The sequence below is a fragment of the Pauljensenia sp. UMB6358 genome, assembly GCF_030216865.1.
GTDB lineage: Bacteria > Actinomycetota > Actinomycetes > Actinomycetales > Actinomycetaceae > Pauljensenia > Pauljensenia turicensis_A.
The window spans coordinates 1-259 of record NZ_JASOMS010000199.1 but is presented as its reverse complement, the minus strand read 5'-3'; the positions used below and the strand labels follow the sequence as shown (position 1 = coordinate 259).

The window sequence follows — 259 nt, the reverse complement described above, 5'->3', positions numbered from 1 at the left end:
AAATCCGTCAGCTCCGCCAGCGACTTGCCGGTCTGCTTGACCCGCTTGGCAATCATCAGCGAAGTCAAAACACCGTCACCAGTAGTCGCATAGTCAGAGATGATGACATGCCCCGACTGCTCCCCACCAATGGCGAAGCCGCCCTCACGCATCTTTTCGAGGACGTAGCGGTCCCCCACGGCAGTCTGCACAGTGTCAATGCCGACTTCCTTCATAGCTAGCAGCAGGCCAAGGTTGGACATTACAGTCACGACAAGGG

At 57.1% G+C, this 259-nt stretch carries 1 pseudogene; it reads right to left on the bottom strand.

Annotated elements, in window-relative coordinates:
- Positions 1-259 (bottom strand): annotated as a pseudogene (locus tag QP381_RS09175) (phosphoglucosamine mutase); the annotation flags it as partial.